This window comes from Clostridium sp., from assembly GCF_016650095.1.
Classification (GTDB): Bacteria; Bacillota; Clostridia; order Clostridiales; family Clostridiaceae; genus Clostridium_AD.
In genome coordinates, this window is record NZ_JAENWL010000329.1 from 1 (window position 1) to 4354 (window position 4354).

Annotated in this window: 5 protein-coding genes; 3 read left to right on the forward strand and 2 right to left on the reverse strand. The window is 31.8% G+C overall.

Annotation, left to right across the window (positions count from 1 at the left end; genetic code table 11):
- Positions 1-282: DUF362 domain-containing protein (locus JJE11_RS15530; RefSeq protein WP_291637235.1), on the reverse strand; the 282-nt coding region annotated here is incomplete at its 3' end.
- Between the two features lie 35 nt (positions 283-317).
- On the reverse strand, positions 318-959 hold the full coding sequence (locus JJE11_RS15535; RefSeq protein ID WP_291637237.1) for a GntR family transcriptional regulator: 642 nt from the start codon (positions 957-959) through the stop codon (positions 318-320).
- Between the two features lie 211 nt (positions 960-1170).
- Here JJE11_RS15535 and JJE11_RS15540 point away from each other — a divergent pair, with 211 nt between their 5' ends.
- Genes JJE11_RS15540 through JJE11_RS15550 form a run of 3 tightly spaced genes read left to right on the forward strand, consistent with a single transcriptional unit; the run spans position 1171 to position 4274 of the window.
- Positions 1171-2067, forward strand: coding sequence for a transketolase (locus JJE11_RS15540; protein WP_291637239.1), 897 nt, complete (start codon positions 1171-1173; stop codon positions 2065-2067).
- Positions 2058-2990, forward strand: coding sequence for a transketolase C-terminal domain-containing protein (locus JJE11_RS15545; protein ID WP_291637241.1), 933 nt, complete (start codon positions 2058-2060; stop codon positions 2988-2990). The genes JJE11_RS15540 and JJE11_RS15545 overlap by 10 nt, the downstream gene beginning before the upstream one ends.
- A gap of 3 nt (positions 2991-2993) precedes the next feature.
- Positions 2994-4274 (forward strand): iron-containing alcohol dehydrogenase, encoded by a 1281-nt coding sequence (locus JJE11_RS15550; RefSeq protein WP_291637243.1) that lies wholly within the window; start codon positions 2994-2996, stop codon positions 4272-4274.
- Positions 4275-4354: the final 80 nt, after the last annotated feature.

Genomic DNA, 4354 nt, shown 5'->3' on the forward strand with positions numbered 1-4354 from the left:
AACTTTAAATCCCTGTTTAGTTGAATCACCAACCCAAGCAGATTCAATTATTTTAATATCTGTGTATCCCAAAGATTGTAGATATTCAATTATAGTAATTACAATTATGGGGTGAGTGGTAGCACCACCTTCTGGAGTTCTGGCAACTACTAGATTTGGTTTTAAACCAATTTTAGAGTCTTTAGAGCTAATTAGATTTGTAAAATCTATTTCCTTTAAAAGTTTTAAAGTCATATCTTTAATTTGATTTCCATAAACTACAATAATCTCATTTTTTTCCATATTTTATCACTACCTATAGATTTGTATTAAATTGACTAATTATCAATATGACTTGTTAAATCATGAATGATATGTTTGCTTAGTAATTCTTTAGCCTTTATTAATTCATTATTACTTATATATTTAATTATATCTTTATGTTGATTAAGGTATTTGCCTAATTCTTCAATTGAAGCAGCTTGTTCTAATCTTAGTAATTGAACTTTTGCATCTAATCGATGAAATAAATCGACTAAAATAGTATTATCGGTTGCTTCAATTAGTGTTGAATGAAATAAACTATCACTTTCAAAAAGCCTAGCCTTATCCTGCATCTTTAGAGCTTCCATGCAGTCATTATCATATTTTTGTAATTTGTCAATTTTTTCGTTTAGAGTTTCTTGGGCAAAATTTTCAATAGCAAACTGCTCTAGAGCTACTCGTATTTTAGCTATGTCTTGTGCTTCTTTAATTGAAATTGAATTAACAATTGCATGTGAGCGAGGAACAATAGTTATTAAGCCATATTCTGTTAATTTTTTTAAAGCTTCTCTTATTGGAGTTCTAGAAACTCCATATTCTGCAGCAAAATCTTCTTCTGCAATTCGATCTCCAGCTTTTAAATCACCGTTTAATATTTGTTGTTTAATTTGATTATAAACTAAATCAGATAGACTTAATTGTTTTATTTTAGCCATTGAACTTCCTTTGATTATATATTGTATACAATAAACAAATAGCTACAGGAAGTCAAGTCTTATATTTAGCAAGGTGTAGTTGTACTCAAAAATTAATTATTATATTAAAAAAATGACTCTATTATTCACGAGCAAAAGAAAATTATTATTGACAACGCATATATATTGTGTTATGTATATTGTATACAGAATACAATAACAGGAGGTAGATATGACAAACAACTTAAATGAATTATTAGATAATCCTAATAAAAAAATGAATAGTGAAGAGTTAGCATTATTGTCCTCAGTGTTTCGAAAAGACATTTGGGATGTTTTACATCAGAGAGGAACTGGTCACTGGGGTGGTTCTGCCTCCTGTGCAGAGTTAATTACTTCATTATATTTTAATAGATTAAATATAGATCCAAAAAAACCAAATAAAGAAGATCGTGATAAATTTGTTTTATCAAAGGGCCACGCCTCTATTAATCTTTATACTGTTTTAGCAAATAGAGGTTTCTTTCCTACAAAGGATTTACCAACATTTAGAACCTTAGGCTCATACTTACAAGGACACCCTTGTATGTCTAAAATTCCAGGTGTCGATATGTCAACTGGAGCTTTAGGTCATGGTATTTCAGTTGGATTGGGTATGGCTCTATCTGCACAACTTCTAGACAATGGTTCATCTACTTATGTAATGACAGGTGAAGGTTGTTTAAATGAGGGCCAATCATGGGAAGCTCTTATGATGGCAGGTAAATATAAACCGAAGAATTTGATATTGATGATTGATTACAATAAGGTTCAACTTGATGGTACAATGGATGAAATTATGCCACTGCATCATCTAAGAGAAAGGCTATCTAGTTTTGGTTGGCATGTAAATTCAACTCCTTATGATGGAAATAATACCAATGATATTCTTTCTTCCTTCCAATGGATGGATAGTGATGATATTTGGCCAAAAGCTGTTATCTACGATACTATAAAAGGTAAAGGTGTATCATTTACAGAAGGTAAAAACACTTGGCATGGTAAAGTAATTGATGATGATTCTTATGCTAAAGGATTAATCGAGTTAGATAAAGATATTAAAAATAAAGGAGATAAAGTATGGGCTTAGCAATGAGAGACGCTTGGGGAAAAGCCCTAGTAGACCAAGGGAAAAAACACTCGGAGTTAGTTGTACTTGATGCTGATGTATCTGGTTCTACTAAGAGTTGTTATTTTAGAGAAGAATTTCCTGATAGATTTTTTAACTGTGGTGTAGCTGAAGCTAATATGGTTGGTACTGCTGCTGGTTTTGCAGCATCAGGCTTTAGACCTGTAGTAAATGCATTTGCAATATTTTTAGCTCTGAAAGGAACTGATCAAATAAGAAATGCTATTGCTTATAACAATCTTCCAGTGATTATTGCTGGAGCATATGGGGGTTTATCTGATTCTTTTGATGGCGCTTCCCATCAATCAATTACAGATATTGCAATTATGAGAGCAATTCCAAACCTAAAGGTTATAGTTCCCTCTGATAGTAAACAGGCAACTGAAGCTTTAGAGTATGCTTTAACTCAAGATGGTCCTGTATATGTAAGATTAAATAGAAATGAAATGCCTTCATTAAATGTAGAGAAAAGTATCATAGATACTAAAGCTGTTAAACTTTCTGATGGTGATAGTATTACCATTGCCGCAAATGGTATTACTGCATCTTTTGCTCAAGAAGCTGCAAAAGAATTAGAAGCAAAAGGTTATAGTGTTGATTTATTTTCTGTTCCATTTGTCAAACCACTTGATGAAAAAACATTAATTGAAAGTGTTAAAAAAACTGGTAGATTAATTACTATTGAAGAACATAATATTGTTGGTGGTTTTGCAAGTGCTGTATCTGAAGCATTCATGAATAATGGTATATCATGTAAATTTAAAGCTATTGGTATTAATGATAGATTTACTGAAACTGGTTCATATAATGAGTTATTAGCAAAATATGGAATTTCAAAAGAAAATATAGTTATAGAATCTGAAAAACTATTAAAAATGGAGTAAATAATGGAAATAAAAGAAAAAGCTTATCAATTACTAAAAGAATGGAAAGGTGATAGTTACATTTTTGGTAGAAATGTTCTAAATCAAGTAGGAAAAGAAGCAAAAAAATATGGTAATAGGGCTTTAGTTGTAAGCAATCAGACTTATATGAAACCTATTGCAGATGAAGTTTTGAAATACTTAGCTGCTGAGGGAATAGAACTAGCTGGAAACAAAGTTGCTCAGGATGCAAAACCTAACGCTCCTCGAGAAGATGTTTATAGATTAGTTACATATATTCTTCAATACAAGCCTGATTGCATTGTTGCTATCGGTGGTGGATCAACCATTGATGCATGTAAATGTGCAAGTGCATTGGCTACCCTAGGTGGAGAAATTACTCCTGAAGTAGATCATTATTTTGGAACAGGTGTAGTAACTGCTGAATTAGCAGCAACTGGAAAAAAATTAATTCCTGTAGTAGCTGTTGAAACATCGGCTTCCTCTGGAGCTCACCTTACAAAATATTCTAATATAACTGATCCCGTAGTTGGTCAAAAAAAATTGATAGTTGATGAGGCTATAGTGCCAGCAACTAGTTTATTTGATTATGATGTAACTGCAACAATGCCTGTTAGTGTAACAGTTGATGGTGCTTTAGATGCCATTGCCCACACTTTTGAAGTATTTTGTGGTGCAAAAGAAAATAATTATGAGCTAACTAAAGATTTAGCTGTTACAGCCATTAGTCTTTGTTGTGAAAATGCTAAGAAGTTAGTTTTAAATCCAAAAGATTTAGAAGCAAGAGAGGCTATTGGATTAGCTACTGACCTTGGTGGCTATGCTATTATGGTTGGAGGTACTAGTGGTGCTCATTTAACAAGTTTTTCTTTAGTTGATTTAGTAGGCCACGGAACAGCTTGTGGTATCATGAATCCCTATTATGTAATTCTTTATTCCAAAGCTATTCAAAGACAATTAAAAGTTATTGGTATGGTTTTCAAGAAATATGGTTATACTAATTCTGATATTGAAAATATAGATGGTCGTGAATTAGCTGTTGCTGTTGCAAAGGCTATGATTGCCTATGGTAAGAGTATTAATGCTCCTACAACACTTGGTGAATTAAAAGGATTTAGTGATAAATATATTGAAAGAGCTCTTTCTGCTGCAAAAGATCCACAATTAAAAATGAAATTACAAAATATGCCAACACCAATGACAATTGATGATGTTGATAAATATATGGAACTTGTTTTAAGAGGTGCTGTTTCTGGGAATTTAGATATAATTGTTGAAATGTAATTAATAATAGATAGATACCTTTTGGTATCTATCTATGACCATTAAAGAGGAGTATTTATGAAATTATCTGTTGCAATTGC